At 49.7% G+C, this 16419-nt stretch carries 16 protein-coding genes; 9 read left to right on the top strand and 7 right to left on the bottom strand.

The window, feature by feature from the left end:
• Positions 1–63: 63 nt before the first annotated feature.
• Both IFT57_RS05840 and IFT57_RS05835 read right to left on the bottom strand, forming a co-directional pair.
• A complete protein-coding gene (locus IFT57_RS05840) occupies positions 64–996 on the bottom strand; it encodes a DUF808 domain-containing protein (protein ID WP_192150957.1) in 933 nt (310 codons plus the stop codon).
• A gap of 106 nt (positions 997–1102) precedes the next feature.
• A complete protein-coding gene (locus tag IFT57_RS05835; protein ID WP_192150955.1) occupies positions 1103–1645 on the bottom strand; it encodes a hypothetical protein in 543 nt (180 codons plus the stop codon).
• 160 nt (positions 1646–1805) lie between these two features.
• Here IFT57_RS05835 and IFT57_RS05830 point away from each other — a divergent pair, with 160 nt between their 5' ends.
• A complete protein-coding gene (locus IFT57_RS05830; RefSeq protein WP_192150953.1) occupies positions 1806–2645 on the top strand; it encodes a ceramidase domain-containing protein in 840 nt (279 codons plus the stop codon).
• A 105-nt stretch (positions 2646–2750) separates the two neighbouring features.
• On the top strand, positions 2751–3389 hold the full coding sequence (locus IFT57_RS05825) for a discoidin domain-containing protein (RefSeq protein WP_192150951.1): 639 nt from the start codon (positions 2751–2753) through the stop codon (positions 3387–3389).
• A gap of 125 nt (positions 3390–3514) precedes the next feature.
• Here the strand turns inward: IFT57_RS05825 and IFT57_RS05820 are convergent, their stop codons facing one another.
• Together IFT57_RS05820 and IFT57_RS05815 are read right to left on the bottom strand one after the other, a co-directional pair.
• Complete coding sequence (locus IFT57_RS05820; RefSeq protein ID WP_192150949.1) at positions 3515–4324, bottom strand: hypothetical protein; 810 nt, start codon at positions 4322–4324, stop codon at positions 3515–3517.
• A 94-nt stretch (positions 4325–4418) separates the two neighbouring features.
• Positions 4419–5345: an NAD-dependent epimerase/dehydratase family protein gene (locus IFT57_RS05815; RefSeq protein WP_192150947.1), complete on the bottom strand. Its 927-nt coding sequence runs from the start codon at positions 5343–5345 to the stop codon at positions 4419–4421.
• 388 nt (positions 5346–5733) lie between these two features.
• Here IFT57_RS05815 and IFT57_RS26930 point away from each other — a divergent pair, with 388 nt between their 5' ends.
• Positions 5734–6477 (top strand): hypothetical protein, encoded by a 744-nt coding sequence (locus IFT57_RS26930; RefSeq protein ID WP_244657264.1) that lies wholly within the window; start codon positions 5734–5736, stop codon positions 6475–6477.
• Here the strand turns inward: IFT57_RS26930 and IFT57_RS05805 are convergent, their stop codons facing one another.
• A complete protein-coding gene (locus IFT57_RS05805; protein WP_199868793.1) occupies positions 6478–7293 on the bottom strand; it encodes a hypothetical protein in 816 nt (271 codons plus the stop codon).
• A gap of 341 nt (positions 7294–7634) precedes the next feature.
• Entirely contained in the window at positions 7635–8504 is an 870-nt protein-coding gene (locus IFT57_RS05800; RefSeq protein ID WP_192150945.1) for a hypothetical protein, read from the bottom strand.
• A gap of 168 nt (positions 8505–8672) precedes the next feature.
• Here IFT57_RS05800 and IFT57_RS05795 point away from each other — a divergent pair, with 168 nt between their 5' ends.
• The 3 genes from IFT57_RS05795 (at position 8673) to IFT57_RS05785 (ending at position 10277) form a co-directional block, all read left to right on the top strand.
• Positions 8673–9566 (top strand): hypothetical protein, encoded by an 894-nt coding sequence (locus IFT57_RS05795; RefSeq protein ID WP_192150944.1) that lies wholly within the window; start codon positions 8673–8675, stop codon positions 9564–9566.
• Positions 9567–9726: 160 nt separating this feature from the next.
• On the top strand, positions 9727–9873 hold the full coding sequence (locus IFT57_RS05790; protein WP_192150942.1) for a hypothetical protein: 147 nt from the start codon (positions 9727–9729) through the stop codon (positions 9871–9873).
• Entirely contained in the window at positions 9870–10277 is a 408-nt protein-coding gene (locus tag IFT57_RS05785) for a hypothetical protein (RefSeq protein WP_192150940.1), read from the top strand. Before IFT57_RS05790 ends, IFT57_RS05785 begins: the two co-directional genes overlap by 4 nt.
• Before the next feature lie 147 nt (positions 10278–10424).
• On the opposite strand, the gene IFT57_RS05780 is transcribed toward IFT57_RS05785, so the two are convergent.
• On the bottom strand, positions 10425–10832 hold the full coding sequence (locus tag IFT57_RS05780; protein ID WP_192150938.1) for an HD domain-containing protein: 408 nt from the start codon (positions 10830–10832) through the stop codon (positions 10425–10427).
• A 437-nt stretch (positions 10833–11269) separates the two neighbouring features.
• Here IFT57_RS05780 and IFT57_RS05775 point away from each other — a divergent pair, with 437 nt between their 5' ends.
• The 3 genes from IFT57_RS05775 (at position 11270) to IFT57_RS05765 (ending at position 16161) form a co-directional block, all read left to right on the top strand.
• Positions 11270–12571, top strand: coding sequence for a tyrosine-type recombinase/integrase (locus IFT57_RS05775; RefSeq protein WP_122531373.1), 1302 nt, complete (start codon positions 11270–11272; stop codon positions 12569–12571).
• A 90-nt stretch (positions 12572–12661) separates the two neighbouring features.
• Positions 12662–14212, top strand: coding sequence for a hypothetical protein (locus tag IFT57_RS05770; protein ID WP_122531374.1), 1551 nt, complete (start codon positions 12662–12664; stop codon positions 14210–14212).
• 173 nt (positions 14213–14385) lie between these two features.
• Positions 14386–16161 (top strand): 3'-5' exonuclease, encoded by a 1776-nt coding sequence (locus IFT57_RS05765; protein WP_122531375.1) that lies wholly within the window; start codon positions 14386–14388, stop codon positions 16159–16161.
• Positions 16162–16419: the final 258 nt, after the last annotated feature.

The raw sequence follows: 16419 nt of genomic DNA, 5'->3' as shown, positions 1-16419 counted from the left end.
GCAATAAAAAACCCCAGGAGGGTGAATGCTCCTGGGGTTCTTCCATCGCCTGTCAGGTATTGATTACCCTTTGGGTCTGATTCGCGCAAACAGATTTGTCGCAAAACTCACCAAAGCCAGCACCAGACCGCCAGCCACAAGACCTACGACAGCCTCGACCACTAGGGGAACGACGTAGCCTAGCGCCTTTCCAGCGAGAGGTATGGCGTGGGTGGCGTGCTCAATACCCTGCATAGCCTGACCAAGCATGGGAATGCTGTGAATCAAAATCCCTCCACCGACCAAAAACATGGCAAGCGTGCCAACGAAGGTCAGCACTTTCATCAAGATCGGTGCACTGAGAATGATCTTGCGGCCCACCGCCTGAGCAACAGTGCTTCGCTTCTTTTCGAGGTACATACCTACGTCGTCAAGGCGCACGATGGCGGCTACCAGGCCGTACACACCAACAGTCACCAATAAGGCGACCAGCGATAACACCAAGAACTGATTGAGCAGTGAGGCGCCCTGGACAGTGCCCAGCGCGATCGAAAGGATCTCGATGCTAAGAACGAAGTCAGTTTTGATCGCCCCTTTGATCTTCATCTTCTCGATTTCTGCAGGGGTTTTGCCCGCAGCAGCTTTGGCACTGGCGCGTGCCTCATCGGCGTCGCTGTCATTTGAGATGTATTTGTGGGCGACTTTCTCGAAGCCTTCCAGACAGAGGTAGGCACCGCCGACCAGAAGGATAGGGGTGATTGCCCAAGGAATGAAGGAGCTGATCAGCATGGCGCCTGGAACAAGGATCGCTTTATTCTTCAGCGAACCCTTGGCCACGGCCCAAACAACAGGGAGCTCGCGGTCTGCGCGAACACCTGAGACTTGTTGGGCGTTGAGAGCCAGGTCATCCCCGAGCACGCCGGCAGTCTTTTGGGTAGTGGTCTTGGTCAGCAGGGCAACGTCGTCCAGCAAAGTGGTAACGTCATCCAGCAGGGTCAGCAGGCTTGCGCCAGCCATGGTTTCATTCCTTCAGTGATATGGAGGCCATATTAAACAGCCACCCTGAAGAAAAGTCAATATCCTGCTAAACCATGCTTTGCCAAGCCAGCTTCCAATCAGAATCTTACGAATCGGCGAGCTCTGCGCGCTTGATAATTTCATCAATCATTGCATCCACATCCATGCCATGACCAAGCGGCTTAAGCCCAGGACACATCAAGCTCACCATTTTCTTCTTGCGAATCAGGCTGATGTTGGCACCTACCCAGCTCTGGAAGAAGAGTGCTCGAATGCTACGCCCAGTCTGAGTGATCTGAGCATCGGGCTTGAGGTGGAGCACCAGATTCAAAGTACCTACGCCCAGCATGGGAAATGGATCAGCTGCCCATACCTGAACGATGTCTGCATAGCGAACCTTGATGCCATTGCTGAAGATGATGTCATCCTTACGCAGTTCAAGCACGGTTTTTTTGCCGCTTTCCAGGTGACGCAGGGATGTCAGAAATCCCCAACCTGCGACGACCGCCAAGACTGAGCCAATACCGACCTCAAGCCCTTTGGAGAAACTGTAAAGGGCAAGGATAAAGCAGATGATGCCGAATCCAGCCCCCCAATAAATGAGTTGGCGCGTATCGGTGTAAATAAGGCGTTCGGCAGATTTAGACATGAGGGATTTCTCTTGGATTCTTATACTTGAGCCAAAATCATAGCGGTTTTTTTCAAGCGTGCGAAGCTAACCAACGCTTTTTTGTTCGGTTTTTTGATATATTGACAAAAAAGGTTGTCTCTGTATGATTTGCTCTCAAATCACTATTAACGAGGCTGCCATGAGCACCGTACCTGGTAAGGTTGTGACCATCCGCTGGTTTATGATTGGCCTGATCAGTGTTTTGGCACTGATCTCGGTGCTTCTGGCGCCCGCCATAGGCCAAAATCCTGCCTACCATCAGTTTGTGGATCAGCGTCATCTGCACGGCATCACCAATTTCTGGAACGTGATCTCGAATGCGCCATTCGTGTTTGTGGGCCTTCTGGGGCTTCACGAGTGCTGGCGCCAGACCAGTGGAGGTAAAATGCCTCACGTGGTCATGTACGAGCTTCCAGCCATCACGGTGATCTTCTTTGTCGGTGTACTGCTGACCGGTCTTGGTTCAGCTTACTATCATCTGGATCCAAACAACCACACCCTGATCTGGGACAGGTTGCCGATGACAATCTCATTCATGGCATTTTTTGCACTGATCATTGGCTGCCACGTCAGTTACAGAACGGCACGCATTGCGGCCATCCCACTGCTGCTAGCCGGGGTAGGGTCAGTACTCTACTGGAACTACACTGAATCTGTGGGTGCCGGGGATCTTCGGCCTTACGCATTGGTGCAATTCTTGCCGATCTTCCTGATCCCAGCTCTTGTGCTGGGTTCGGGTGCCGAAGCGATGAGGTCGCTAGCCGTCTTCAAAATCATCGCGCTTTACATGCTTGCCAAGGCACTGGAGCAGGGGGATGCGCTGGTGTTTCAAGGGCTGTGGTCTGAAATGAGTGGCCATGCCATCAAGCACGTGGTTGCCAGTGCTGCCGCCTTCATTGTGCTTCTTGAGATCAGAGACAGCAGGCAGGGCCTTGAGCATGAATTCTATCTCGAAGCAAAGCCGTCGAAGGTGATCTGAAAGATATCGCCCCTCAGACAAGGAAGTGGCCCTTGATATTTAGAGGGATATTGCCAAGAATGAGTGTAATCACGGCCAATGCCGCTTTACTTGAGTCTCGACCAAATGCTCGCTAAGAAATTGCTTACCTACCTGGCACTCACCCTGGCTATCTCGTCAGGAGCAGCACAGGCTTCAAACATCATCCGCATGTCGGCGCCCATCAAAGGGTATGCAGAGAATGCTGAACCAACGCCACCCATCGAGCCCACCATCCCGACTAAGCCTTCCGAACCAGAGAATCAAGGCATCAAAAGTCGCTATTGGCGCCTGCTGTTCACTTCAAATAACGGATCCGGCTCAAACTTTGTGGGGGTTCAGGAGATTGAGCTTCGAGCAGCGCCTGGGGGCCCTGACCTCACCAGCCCAAGCACACTTGCTACGGCATCCAGTTATTACCCAGGGGATGGCCTCACTCCTGGAAAAGCGGTGGACAACAACTACTCAGATTACCAGCATGCTTTCTGGCTTTCTGCACAAGCTGCACCTTTCCCACACTGGCTAGCGCTCGATATGGGCACATCGGCAGAAATCCACGAAATTGCCTTGTGGCCTCAATATTGGACTGGTGGCGGACTGCAACGAGCGCCAAAGGATTTCGAAATTCAGACCAGTGATGATGGCTATGGCTGGCGGACTGTGAAGTCGGTGACAGGACTGACGTCTTGGGTGCTTGGGCAGCCATCAGTGATCAGCATCGAATAAAAAACTTCAGCAATCAGCTATAAACTTGCGCCTGTCACGCCCCGATAATTCCAGAGAATTCGAAGCCGTCCTCAGTTAAAAGGGCGGCTTTTTTCGATCGAGCGCAGATTATTGCAACCTGATGCTCAAACAATCAGGTCTTGGACATTCGTCAGCGTAGTTTCAGAATCTTTCACAAATCGCCATGGATGACTTGTGATAGCGGTAAGTGAAGGCGGGCCAAATCGACCAGGTGCGGTCAGAAAACGCTGGTCGGAATCGACCCTAGTCCAGGGCGATTTTATGGTGAGAAAACCCTCCGGATGACTGATGGCTCCAAGCTCAAGAACCCAGCTAAATTTCGATAAAGCCTCCCAGCGACGACTTACAGTCCTGAAATACTGAGTGGTTTCTGCTTTCCCCCATCCATTGAGCAATGCCAAACGGCCCAAAACCTGGTCGATTTCTCCATCAGCATTGGCTTTTCCCAAGTGAAAACACTTGTGGCAATCCTTGCACAGTGTAAGCAGTCCGTTTAGCTGCTGAATGCCTGTTTTGCCAGGCATGGCTGGCGAGTTTACAGATGATTCGCCCTCGTCGAAAAACCAATAGCTCCAGTCTTCATGAACATCGAGCACGGGGAATTTCTGGCCGCACATTTCACAGATACCGTTATTTTTCTCAATCAAAGGATGCCTCAGCATGTCCCATGATTTCTTGGTCAGCAAATTTGCCAAGCTTGATCCCCAGGAGGATGAGGGAATAAGGTCTCCGGCAACCATCCTCGCGTTGTTCAACACCGCTGGAAGCCTTGGCAAAGATCCGATCTTGTCGCCTCTCGCAATGGGAATGCCATCGAGAGAATAGAATTTTTTTCCTAGTGATGGATTGACATCCGACCATGAGGAAATCTTTCCGCGAGGATGCAGGTCGCTAAGCTTTTTCAGGGTCTTCATCGTAGGCTTCTCATTGTTTTCAATATTATTGAAAATGAGCTCACCTGCGATCAACCCTAAGACCTGCCTCCAGAATCATTCACGGCTTGCAATATTATGGGATAAGCAGATTAGTAAGCCCCTCGATCAACGACGTCTGAGCGCCAAGTGCAAAATGACTCTTAAGGCGATCGTTATTTGCTTTGGAGTGGCGAATGTCGCCAGGTCTCGCATCAACGAAGCGAATCTCAAGCTCTTTGTCCAGCACCTCCGCCAAGGACGTCAATATCATATTCAGGGAAGTAGATTTGCAATGGCCTACGTTGAAGGCCAAGTGCGGTGAGTTTTCCAGATCAAGACCCTGACACAAAACACGGACTAGGTCTTTCACGTAGTAAAAATCACGAGTCTGATTTCCATCGCCGAACACAGTTATCGGGAGACCATTCAAGGCTCGCTGACAGAAAATACTGATCACACCCGAATAGGGCGATGAAGGATCCTGCCTTGGGCCGAAGATATTGAAGAACCTGAAGATAACAGGATCGAGCCCATGGGCACGCTTGTAGAACTCAAGATAATGCTCACTAGAGAGCTTGTCACTGGCATAGGGAGTGAGCGGTGCTTTGTTCTGCTCCTCCTGTATGACCTCGCAAGTGCTATCCCCATAGATAGCGGCGGATGAAGCAAAAACGATCCGCTTCAAACCAGCTATACGCATCGCCTCACACACATTCAGGGTGCCGATGAAATTAGCTTGATGTGTACCTACAGGGTCATCAACCGAGGCTTGAACGGATGCAACAGCTGCCAAGTGCACCACCGCTTGGCAACCCTCAATGGCTTTGGCTACAACCTGTGCATCCGCCACGCTGCCAAGCATGAACTCCAAGCCAGAATGATCCATCCGCAGATTCTCTAGCTTTCCTGTTGAAAGGTTGTCCAGGATGCGGACTGCGTAGCCTTGATCCAGCAGCGTGTCCGACAGGTGAGAGCCGATAAAGCCGGCACCTCCGGTTATCAGAATTCGTTTGGTAGTCATGTAAATTTCTCAGAGCGAGGTCTTGAAAAGGGATCCTTAGAATGCCTCAGACCCCAGGTTTATTCCATATATTTAGACTAATATTGCTTTCGACGAACGATGAGTCCTTCGACTTAACAATGAATGCGCAGGGGAAAAATGCTTCTGGGCTACCGTTCATGACCAACGCTTCCCATAGACGAATTATCTGGGAAGGTGGATCTTCCTGATGAGCACATGCTAAATTTGCACAGTCAACATCGGTTCCGGAGTGATCGCAGAATCCAGCGCGCTTCAGTAAAGCGGTTTCGGGCCAAGATCGCAATCAAAGAGATGCAGCATTAGTCCATGAATATCTAGCTGAGGAAGGGTTTCCCAGCTTACTCAAAGCGCAGAGGGCGGGTGAGACATGTCAATGCGCTACGGGAAAGCAATCTACAGCGATGGTCACGAGGCATACCTCGTCTATGCTGACAGCCCAGGCTGGGCGCTGACACCGCTGTTCCCTACGGTGGAAAAGGCGCAGGAATGGAGGGAGCATGATTTTCCCGAACTGCGCCGCTCGGAGGCCCAGACAATAGACCTTGCGAAGGCCTCAGAGGAGCCTGTTCACATCTTGATTGATATCGACTTTCCCGAAAAGGCTAGCATGTGGTTCTACACCACAGCCTCACGAACACATATGGTCATTACCGGGCCTACGTCCAGAGAGAATTCTGAATCGCTGCTAGAGCAAGGGGATGTCGTTTACTCAAAGGAATTTTTCGATACCTGGTCAAATTCTGCGCCTGCCTGCACAAAGGTGGAGTCATTTGCATCACTGAGCCCGGCTCGCAAAGCATTTATTGAAGATATCTCCCGGTGGTGGGAGGACGTCATATACATGACCAAAGGCGATCGTGGCGAACATAACGTCTTCGACGATGATCCAGATTTTGTAGCCCTGGCGAAGGTTATTCATAATTCTGGGGTACCTGCATCCCATAAAAACCCGACCTCTTCAACACAAGAGGTTGCGAGACTTGCAGTCAAATGGTGGGCAGGATTCTATAACTTTGATGGCGATCGCAATGTATTCGACGAAGAGCCTGATGTGGTTGAGCGGGCCCGACTGCTGCTGAGGAAAGCCCCCTCTGACGACCTGACGCCTTGATCACCGGTTTATCATGGCATAATCTTGGGCGCGCTCGATTTCCAGAGTGGCTTTCAAGATTGCATAAGGTGCTGGCAAGCCTCTCAGGTGCCATCGATAAGCTGTAAGTCTTGATTTTTCTACCTTGAAAGCCTTCTGAAGCAGATCTAGGGTGCCAGACTCAATATGTGACTCAAGCTCCTGGAGCTTCATTGAAGACCAGGAATCGCGCCCTGCCTTGAGCCTTCTCAATGCATCATGAGCTTGGTGCAGCGGGTAGCAGATAGCTGCCTCAACAGCCTTGCTAACCACTTCCGGGGCAATGGGTGTACTAGGGCGCTTGACGCCAAACGTCGCGGGAACTGTCGAAGCTGAAGGCAAATCTAGGTAAAAGTAGTCAGGTCTCTTGAGGCCATTGGTTAGCATTCGCTCAAGAAATTGCTCAAACCGGAGATTATAGACGTGGGCGTTTCCATAATTTGCACACACCTTGATGCGGTTATGTCCACCGCCTTTGCGCACCGAAATCCATCCTGCCTTGTGGGCATGCTTTTCCAGGTTTTTTGGGAAGCCGTCTGGAAAATTGATGACCGTTGCGGCCTCCTGATGTGCGGTCGCTGGCTCACGATTGCCGCTCACCTCGATAAAACCAGGCTTATCTAACTGACCAAGTAGCATGACTAACCGTTGCGACTCTGGGTATTCAACCTGTTCGACCTTCAAGGACTCGCGAAAATCGGGAGAATGCTTGGCGGCGTAGAGGATTTTTCCAACCCGAGCGACAGAGGCGGCACGTTCATCCAACCACGTCTGGTAGTGATTAAGGTTCTCATCCACGAACTCTATCACCCTGATCTCACAGTCGGAACTCTGAGAACGACCTTCGGATAGGGTGACTGCCAAAACTGAGCCATCCGGACATTGGATAGTGCTGCTACTGATTTTCCTTCCAGTAGTAACCACTGTGATCACTCCATATTGTGCCTTGCTTATCTCTAATTCTACCGTAGGAATATGATTGCTTTCCATGGCAGTGTTTTAGCTTCAGATTGCGCGAATGGCTTGGCGGCAATAATCACGCGAGTCGCTTTGTGGGCAAACGTCCTGAAGCAGGTGGTAGGGCTCCTTGTACGCATACAGTAAAAGAAATACCCCAGCCAACCCAGCACCTCTACCGCTTAACCCAACTCAAGCGTGGAGTCGTTCACATTCCAGAAGGCTTTCTTGAATTTGTCCCGAAATCCCTGTATTCCAAGGCCGTGACATCTTGCAAGGCTGTTCTGCCAGGTCGCATCCGCACCTGTGAAAAAGCCGCCATTTTTCTTGGCATCATGCTCCTGCCCCTCAACCCAGCCCCAATCAGGCTCAAGCTTTACACCGGGCCGATTGAGCAGATTTTCAAGGGCGCCGGGATTGATCTGCATGACCATTGGATGGCAATTTCCATAGTCTTCGAATTCTGATTCAGCCCATTCCTCTGCATACCTTTGGGCATCCTCAAATGAAGACGTAAGGTTAAGGTAAGATGGTTCGCCATGCCTTTTGCGCCACTGACGCCGGGAGGTGCCGTGGTAGAGGACGGGTAGGGTGGCGGCTGTTAATTCTTTAGCTGCGCAAGGCTGTCCGGAGATCTCTGCCAAACCAAGCATCGAGACAATGCTTTCAAGTGGAAAATATCTCTCAACAGTAACTATTGCCTTGAGAATGGATTCGTTCCACTCGGCGTCAGTAAAAGGGCGATGAGCCCCAAGGAGTGTCATGGCTTTGAGGTCTTGCTCTGAAAGCTGGGTATGCAATGGACTCGAAGCGCCTATGAAGCCATTTCGATTAATGGGATAAAGCCCATCTGCACACAAGCAGTAGGTGCCACCAGGATCAACCACCCATGCATGTTCGACATACGGGAGGTATTGACCTTCGGCAGGGTGCAAGGTCAGCTGAATCTCCCACCCGAGCTTTCGGTGGAGAGCTGCGGCGAGGTGCATGCAATTACCTGAGCTGTAGTGTTCGTATGTTTCTTTTGGCCAACCAAGGGTAGCTTCGATCATGATCCCTTCCTTTTTCATGATTTTATCACGATGGGGCGAGAGCCAGGCCACCATAAATTTCGGTTTAGCTATAAATTGACGCTTCGTGCACTGAGAATTAACATGGTGGAATTACAGACCTTTTAGGTCTTAAACCATGAATTTTCCATAAAAATAAGAGAGCATCTGATGTCCATTGCCCAATTGATCATTAAGGCAAAGCGCGCCTTCAAACCTAAGCCAATTGGCCTTTCCGAAGACATTCTATCTCGGCACAAGCCAACGTCATTCTGGCTCAGGCCAGTGAACGAGCTTCAAAGCCAGAATATGGTTGGATCGTACCTCAGGGCCATGAAGGATGACCTCAGAAATGGGGGATATATTTTCGTCAAGAAATCCAGAGCGCCTGACGTAATCCGCCAACTGGCAGAGCAGGGAGCCTCGTACCAGGCTGTTCATTTTGAACGCATGGAGGAAATCTCGGAGATCATCGACCTCGAAAATCCAAAGGCGCTTTGGGTAGTGGTGGAGGATGACAGCCTAGCTTACGACATTTTGGCAGCCCGCTACAGGGTAGCCGAGACTGCCTTGCGATCGAAACTTGCGCCAGCCCTAGGCGCCCCTATCGATGAAGCAGCATGCCGCCTGGAACTACAAAGGCGCAAAGCCAAGGGCGTTCGATTGCTGATGTTCATCGAAATGGATTATCCATTATCGAAGGGATTCAGTGTCATCGTGTCTCAGTGCCGGGCATTGCGTATCGCAACCTGCAGAGTGACCCGCGAAAGCTCCCAAGATGACGAGATTAAAAGCCTTTTTGGTCAGTCAGCAAATTGCCCGGATGAACTGAAATCCATGGCTGCCAACAGCGTACAGGTGTATGGATCGGGGGCGAAAAATCATGCCCAATGCACAGAAGAGTTTAATCGTTATCTAAAGCGAGAGCCTTTGAGGATGAACCAGCGCGAAGGCGAAACCCCGGAGCAAGCCCTGGGGATCGATCTTGATCTGCTAAGGCAGCCGTCTGCTCTGGCCCTGATATTGGGCTTCGGCGATCCTGCGCTTGTCGATATCACGAAATGATAGTATTTCAGAAATGACGCGGGGCTCGCTGAAAAAAGCAGGCTCAATTGGAGCAAGAAGCAAGGAGCCTAAAGAACCTTCCTTCTCTTATTTGATTTGGGGCTGGTTGATGACTTAGCATCTGAAAGCATACGCTGAAAGAAAAGGGTAGGTGTGGACTGTGGATTATGTGATCTTGAATGATGGTGTGGAAGATCCCATTACCCCGATGCTGCCAAAGTGCGTGTCTTCGCTGCGCACCAACCTTGTTGCTTTTCTTTCTGGGGCGAGAGAGCTCCTCCTCGCGGGCATGGACAATTTCAAATGAGACTTCAGATTGTGCCTTTCGACCCTGCATTAGAGCCTCATGACGGCTTATTGAGGTACCAGGATGGCAGGGTAAGCGGAATCATAGATCTTGTTGCTGACCAAGCCGTCATTTACGAATGGAGCTCGTCAATGAAGGGCCTTGGACACACCAAGGAAGCTTTGAGATGGCTTAGGGATCAAGGTGCGTGCAATATAACGGCGTTCAACATGGGCATGCCTCCAGAAGAAGGTGCGGAGATTGATGGCCACGTGGCCTACTGGTTGCACATGCGCGACCTGGGACTTGTCAACACCCTCATTGACGATGAGGGGAATGTCTTCGACGAGTCATGGTGCAGGAAGATTGACTCGAATCTAACACGCAAGTTAAAGAAGGAGCTGGATGACGCATACACATTATAAAAAAGCCACAAACTGTCTTTCCGAATTAGAAAATTAATAACTCCATTAAATGACTATTTAGTTGAGTTAAATCAATTGGTTGCGAGGATTTACGCTTGCCTGCACGCAGGCTTTTCAGCTCCCTGCCAAAATTCTGCTTGGCCCTCACTACCCAGAAATCGACACAAGCCTTGTGATGGAATGGGGTGCCTCCGGAAAAATTGAATTCAGTACTTTCAATCTTCCCAATCGGAAATCCGCCTCCAGCACCCACGAATACTCATGCCTAACCTCATCCGTGTAGGAGTCGTATTTATCCTGATCTATGCCGAGTATTGAAAGATCTATATCTGAGACCAGAGCTGCATCACCCACTGTTGGTACGTCGTGGGGTGTGGTCGACATGATCATGCCGGTGATGACATCCACAGGGCCTGGGGCACCGGCTTCCTGTAAAAGGCGCCTGGACATATCTGCACCCATAGCTTCATTGTCACTAGCCTTGATGTCATAAACAGCGTCATGGAGCCATAACGCTAACTCAACGAATTCTGGAGGCTCTGCGAGGGCTTTCAACGTTCGAACTGAGCAAAGCACCTCTCTATATGTCTCACACCATCGGAAACCCTGTGTGGCTCACTGTAGCGCTCAGGATGTCCTCGAAACTTCCTAGAGCCTTTGCTCCCAAACCGTACCACTAGCCATCCCACCTCTTACGAGTGAAGCGCTGAAGTCCATGGGCGTAGCGGTCGTTAAGACGTAGGTCAATAGGAAATGACTGGAAAAACCGGGAGTGATTCCACTTGTTTCTCTAAGAGGGTGGTGCGGCTCAAGAATTGCGGGGCTTGTGGCTTTCCAGTTAAAGCTCGATTGCCGGTCAAGTGGAAAAATGAGTGGCGCATCGACATCAGCACGCGTGTAATATTCGATAATGGGTAGAACCGTATTTGACACGTAGCTTCATTTGAGCTAGAATGCGCAAGCCTCTGACATCACCCAGATTTGGAATCTCCATGGCCATAATTCCGCTGCCATTGTTCGAATCACACGACAGATTTTTAGAGCTGAACCACAACAACCTGTCTTGTGAACAACCAGTCGTAATCAACTTCTTGGAATCGTTTCCTCTAGATCTCGAAGCCATCGATGGCTACAAGGCAGTCCGTGCGTTTCTGAGATCCTACGAAGGCAACACTGCCACGTTCAATTCCTACCGTACGCACGTCGAGCGTTTGCTCCTGTGGTCGCTTATAGTCTGCAAGAAGCCACTGCTTGAAATGACCCGTCAAGATGGCGAGCGCTTCATGGAATTCTGCATCAAGCCAGCACCTGAATGGATCGGCCCCGTTGTTAAGGCACGATTTCAGCGTGTTGGTGGCCGCAAAGCCAAGGAAACAGACACTTTTTCCATGAATCCTGAGTGGCGTCCTTTCTTCTTCACTACGCCAAAACGCGCTATCAAAATCGCTAAAGAAGAAAACAGAGAGATTGAGGCTACGCCATACAAAATGGCTCAGGACTCCATTGGCCAAGTCTTCGCCGTTTGCGGCAGTTTCTTCCAATTTGCTACTGATGAAGGCCTTACAAATCAAGCAAACCCGATCCGGGCGATCAAGCAAAAGTCCAAATACAAGCAGCGCAGCACCAGCCACGTTAAGGCCAAGTCATTGACGCCACTCCAGTGGAGCTTTGTCCTAGACACGGCCAAGCTAATGGCTGATGAAGATCCTGACAACCACGAACGCACCCTTTTCATCTTGGCCACGATATTTTCAATGTACCTTCGTGTTTCTGATCTTGTTGGCCGCGACAACTGGGAGCCAATGATGCGCGACTTCCAGAAAGACTCGAATGGCAACTGGTGGTTCTACGTCATTGGTAAGGGCAACAAAGCTGCCAAGATCAGCGTCAAAGATGAATACATGACGGTCTGGATGTCGCGGTACAGGCGCTTCCTCGGAATGACCGCTGCACCCTCCCCTGATGATCAGGCCCCCTTGATTTCTTCGCTGAGAGGGCGACCAGGCTTGTCTGAGGGGCACATTCGAACCCTGGTGCAAGAGGTCTTCGACAAAGCATTTCAACGGATGCGAGACGATGGTCGTTCAGAGGAAGAGGTCGACAGCTTGCGCTCAGCATCGCTTCATTGGCTCCGGCACACCTCGGCAACCTTCGACGCCAAGGTGCGTGAGCACAAAGATCTTCAGGCGGATCTGCGTCATGAGAGCCTGGCTACCACAACCGATACGTATTACAACAGCTTGGATGAAGAACGTCACCGTTCAAATAAGAATTTAAGCATTGAAGACCGGTAAGATGGTAATGACAAATTTAACAGCTTGGAACAGAATATGGGCTTCGATTAACGGCGGAAAGCAGTTCACACGAGTTAAAGGAATTCCACAATGCGCTTATTGAAGAACTTGCCACTATCCACCTCAGACTTTACATCTGGGCGATTTGATTGCCTGTGCAATTTTGTTAAAGAAAATTGGGTCTGTGACCAAACAATTTCATTTGAAGAGTCTAGGGAGAATGTGGCAATTACCCTTGGCTATTTAAATTACGCCGAGGCTATTGAATCCGCAACCGAAGCTTTCCCAGAGTGTTTTCTAGATGATGGCGGTTATTTGATGTGGGATCCAACCTCAAATCTAAGGAAGGTTATTTTTGGAGAGTCCTTTAGGACAATCCATTCTCTTGAGAATGCTTTCGATTTGTCAGACAAAAACAAAGTAGCTTTCGAATTTTTTAAAAGTTGGCCAAATCATCTTGTAAGCAGGTGGAAATATGGATCTACGACTTGCCTTCTTTCAGAGAAAGTGCTTGCCAACTTCGAGGATATTTTTGATTCTTATTGGTGCAATAACTCGTTTCAACACTACAACTTTCAAACCTTGGAAAAAAGTACTGCTTCTGCAGCTACCATAGCAGCCTCAATGGGGGGCTGGGTTACCATTGAACAAATAAAAAAATCCGAAATCAAGGACTTCATTGATCCAGAGATCATTGACAATTTATTTCAGGACGCCTTGATCCAAACTATAGAATATATGTTAGGCCAATCTTGGGCTGAAGTGATTAGTTCGTTCAAAGGCACAGGATTTAGCCCAAATGACGCAAATGAACTCTCAAGAAATGAAAAGGGGTTCCCCAATCTAGGTTCTCATATGAGGAATTTCTTAAACACAGTAATTTTACCAAGGAAAGCACTAAGCCTCTTCACTTGTGAGCGAGGCGATAACGGATTTTATAGAAATACGCGGGCCATAAACCCTAGCAAAACTCCCGCGAAAGACTATTATAAGCTTGGGGGGCACAATTTTGTTTTTCAATCGTTCAGTGATGACTGTGAACCATCTAGCTTCAGAAGTCACTCTTGGACTGGTCAGATCCAATCAGATTCGGGTGACATTATTGCGTATGCACAAGGCTCCTATATATCTGGCCCAGCTAAGAAGCCGTCTAGTGGTGGCGAGCTAATTTCTGCTGCTGATTCAGTCGGCGATCAAGATGTAGACATACTTGATTATGTCTTAGTTCAGCTTCAGAACGAAATAATGAGTGAATATGGTGAGCACATTGACAAACAAGATATCAACATGGAAAGACTTTTCTGTGATGGGAATATAGTCACCCTGGCAATATTCGAAAGAAATCCAACTTCCACGCCTGGGCTTGGCATGGAGCTTGTAAGCGAATGTCTGACGCGTTTGAAGTCAAAATACAAGCGCAATTTTCATGTTGCTTCAACCATAAACCCCCTTCAGTACCTCCGTGACTCTTCACTTTCAGGCGCAGTTACTGATGAAAGAATTAGCGATTCATTAAAAATTCAAGAAAGACTCAACAGTCTTCGGTCTCACCCAAATGTCAAGAATTTATTCTTTAACATTTATGATTTCAAAATTGGTATAAAAACGGCATTTAAATATATGTGGGGCGATGCCGAGTGACCCTAAAAAAGTCTAATTGCTAAGGATTTCCTTCTAGGGTGCCTGCGGGATGCAGGCATTAGCTGAGTATATATCCTTCAGCTTCTCCATGGACTTTATTATGAGCCAGTTGGCGTCTTGCGTCTTGAGGACTATCATCAGCGAAAATCAAGGCCCTGCTTGTGGATGATGAGATGGCAAACGACCCCGTTGAATTGATCAGAAAGCTTGCCCTTGAGAACGCTCGCCTCCATGACGTCGTCAAGAAAGCTGAAAAAATTCACCATAAAGCCACAGGGAAATCTCTGATCACCCAGCTAGGTCTTGATAGCGATCTTCAGCCAACCAAAGCACATGCGAGCAGCCCCAATGTGGTGACCTTGCCTGTAAAGCCCATCCTGAACGAACCGCCTGGATCTAGCATCCCTGACAGCATGCTGAGCCTCAACAATTGCATCGCTCCGCCTTTGCAATCAAATCCCAACAATTTCCGCTTGGGCATCCATCCCTTGACCGATGAGCAGCAGCATAGCCTGGAGCTTGCCGTGACAGGCGCAAGCCTCAAGATCGAAGCCGGGGCTGGCGCGGGAAAGACTAGCGGTCTAACTGCTATAAGTCAGAACATGGGAAGGCGCAAAGGCCTTTACCTGGCTTTCAACCAGGCAATCATCAAAGAGGCCACCTCCAAATTCAACAAGGGGACATCCTGTCGCACAACGCATTCGGTCGCTTTTGAGGGGGCTGGCTACATGTTCAAGCACAGGCTGCAGAAAAAAACGATATCAAGCCAGATGATAATCGACGCCCTGCTGCTGAATGACTGGGCGGGAATTTCTAAATGGGCACAGGCAAATGCGATCCGCCAATGGGTTGTGAATTACACCCAGAGTGATGAGGCGCATCTGACAACCAAGTCAGCGCCCTGGAAGCTGATTAACCTCATGACAAAGCAAGGCGACAAGCAACAAGCCTATGTCGCTGCCCAGCCTATCGTCAGTCACCTTGGGCCCTACGCCGTGAGGCTCTGGGAGCTGCTTAGAGACGTCAAAGGCACTTTGCCAATATGGCCAGACGTTTATTTGAAGATCTGGGCTCTGACCGAGCCTGTGCTCGCCTGTGACTTCATTCTCCTGGACGAAGCGCAAGATACTTCAGGTGTGACCCTCAGGGTGATCAACGAGCAACCATGCCAGGTTATATGGGTGGGAGATCGCCGGCAGCAGATCTACGCTTGGCGCGGAGCGGTCAATGCAATGGACACCATCGAAACGAAACACACAAGCACCCTCACCCGCTCATTCAGATACGGCCAACCCATTGCTGAGATGGCCAACAAGGTGTTGCACAATTTTCTGGGCGAGAAAAGCTTCAAAATCGTTGGCTCTCCCATGGTTGACTCCAGGATCTGCGTGATCGACAACCCAAAGGCCATCTTATGCCGGGGAAATAGGGGCGCCATGACTGAGCTCATGGAAGCACTCAAGCTGAAAAAAAGGGTTCATATGGCGGGTGATGTCTCGACAATGATCAATGAAGTCGAAGCTTGCGTCAGCCTGATGGAAGGGAGACGTCCCCGGTTACCTGAGTTTCAGATGTTCCGAGATTGGAATGAGCTTGTCGAATATTCCGAAACCGAGGTAGGGGCAGAGCTTGCCACCCTCGTCAGATTGATCCTTCTCTGGCCAGCTCAGCATCTTCTCTCCGCTCTGAAAGCAGTGCACAACGTCAAGCAAGAAGAAGCTGACCTGACCATTTCGACCGTTCACAAGGCTAAGGGACTAGAATTTCCTACCGTGCGTCTAGCAGATGATTTTGCATTTCCACCTACCGACTCGGAAAAGTCGAAGATCCCGTACAGTGAAGAAGAAGCGAGGATTTTCTACGTGGGCATCACCCGCGCCCAGTTCGAGCTGGACGTCAGCCAGTGCAGGGCAGCGCATGTTGCTTTAAACAACAGTGCGCTTCAGTAACAGAGGGCTTACGATCATGAAGATCGTCTGTTATTGACGAAAAAGGCCGAGTAATTACAACTTCTGGGGCTGACCGCTGCGTTTTAAAGCATGCGGTTAAACGGGATGCTGATTTCTCATCAGATTGCCTATATAAAATTTAGTATATTGCGAATATCCTTTCTTGATTCACCCAACATAACAATGACATAAAGAATGCCGGCTGCATTTCGTTTGGTTTCAAAGCCGATTGAAAATCGGCTTTGACAGTCTCGTTCA

It is taken from the genome of Pseudomonas sp. CFBP 13719 (genome assembly GCF_014842095.1).
Classification (GTDB): Bacteria; Pseudomonadota; Gammaproteobacteria; order Pseudomonadales; family Pseudomonadaceae; genus Aquipseudomonas.
Note: the sequence above shows the minus strand (reverse complement) of the source record. Positions and strands in the feature narration are given on the sequence as shown.